This is a genomic window from Sphingobacterium suaedae, from assembly GCF_042684625.1.
Lineage (GTDB): Bacteria > Bacteroidota > Bacteroidia > Sphingobacteriales > Sphingobacteriaceae > Sphingobacterium > Sphingobacterium suaedae.
Map to the genome: position 1 here is coordinate 1 of NZ_JBHULR010000012.1, position 1,653 is coordinate 1,653.

General features: G+C 44.3%; 1 protein-coding gene. It reads right to left on the reverse strand.

All coding sequences use genetic code 11. The features are described 5' to 3' along the window. Positions 1 to 16 precede the first annotated feature (16 nt). Entirely contained in the window at positions 17 to 1,513 is a 1,497-nt protein-coding gene (gene tnpC / locus ACFSR5_RS15760) for an IS66 family transposase (protein WP_380905423.1), read from the reverse strand. Positions 1,514 to 1,653: the final 140 nt, after the last annotated feature.

A 1,653-nucleotide genomic window follows, 5' to 3' on the forward strand; every position in this document is an offset into this window, starting at 1 on the left:
GTATGCGGCCTATGAACTACAGGTTCGCTGATTTTTTGAAGTTCTGAGGATAAAGATCCTTTAAGTTTTTATGGTTTATTGACATGATGTTTTCCAAGGTATGCATTAACCATTGGAATGGGTTCACCTCATGCTTTTTACAGATAGCAAAGAACGAGTAGATCATCGCAGCACGCTGTGCTGCTTCATGGCTTCCTGCGAAGAGGTAGTTTTTTCGTCCTAGGGCAACAGGGCGAATTGCATTCTCGACAAGATTGTTATCAATATGCAGATTTCCATCATATAGGTATGCTGATAGGGCATCCCATCTGGCGTATGCATAGGCCATTGCTTTTCCGATCTGGCTCTTAGGGAGTGTTCTTTTTATCTCTTCGAATATCCATTTGCCAAGCTCGTTAATAATAGGTAAGGATTCGGCCAGACGGCATTCTTTTGTCTGCTCAGCATCCAGCTTACCCTCTTTGGCTTGACGTTCAACGGCATATAGTTGCTGTATCATCAACAGGGCTTTTTCTGCTCTTGCTTTATCATTATCCAATGCTTTCTCAAACTCACGACGGGCGTGTGCCCAACAAGCCAGATGTGTCACCTCTTTCTTTTTACCGTATTTTTCATAAACAGCATAGCCGTCTGTCTGGAGATAACCTTTAAAGTCACCGAGCATAGGCGCAGCGGCAACACCTCCACGGGTAGGACTATAATCAAATAATACTGTTCTCTCCAAAGGAGCATGGTATACCCAATAGTAGCCTTGATGTGCAGCGCCTTTTTTATCGCTATCCAGTACTTTTATTGGGGTTTCATCAACCTGTAAATACCCCTGTACTTTAGTATCAAAGACAAGTTTTTGGTACAATGGTTCCAGTTTTTCTAGCGCCTGCTTGGTCCATCCTTCGATGGTTGAGGAGGGTATCTGTATGTTTTCCCTAGCAAAGATCTGTTTCTGTCGGTATAGTGGGAGATGATCTATGTATTTAGCGGTCAGGATCATCGCTAACAGGCTAGCCCCAGGGATTCCTTTGTCGATTACACGCTCAGGAAGCTCGGCAATGGCTACGGCAGACTTATCTTTGGCAGCATATTTATAACGAATGTAACGTTTGATATAGAACTTAGCGGGCTGGCACTCCAGTTCCTCAGTAATTTCCTTGCCGATGCACACCATTTCAGAGAGATCACCCTCTGGGTGGATCTCTACCTCTTCTACAGGGAGGTGCGCAGGTAATTTAGCCCGTCCTTTATGATTAGGTCGTTTACGTACATACTCGATCTTTTCTTTAATTTCTTCCTGTTGCTGCACAACTTCGGCCGGCTCCGCTTCAAAAGGGAGCATGGTCTGATTTGGATCGCCTTCGAAGCGCTCACGCTTCTGTCCGAACTGCATACGCTTGTACATGGCGAGTTGGGACTCTAGGTAATCTATCTTTTCATCTCTTTCAACAAGGGCTTGCTCACGACTGGAAATAACCTTGAGAAGGTCTTCTTTTGATAGGTTTTCCAGTGCTGTTTCCATACCCTAAAGATACGGTTTTACTAACTTTCCAGCAATCAAAATAGCTGTTTTTGATGCAATGAATAACGTTTTTTCTGTATGCTCTTTACCACCAGTATTCCCTCGACCAGCAGTACCAGCTCGCTCCAAGAAAGCTCACC

Excerpts from the sequence above, each read along its gene's own strand:
- tnpC (WP_380905423.1), bottom strand. The coding sequence starts at position 1,513 with ATGGAAACAGCACTGGAAAACCTATCAAAAGAAGACCTTCTCAAGGTT.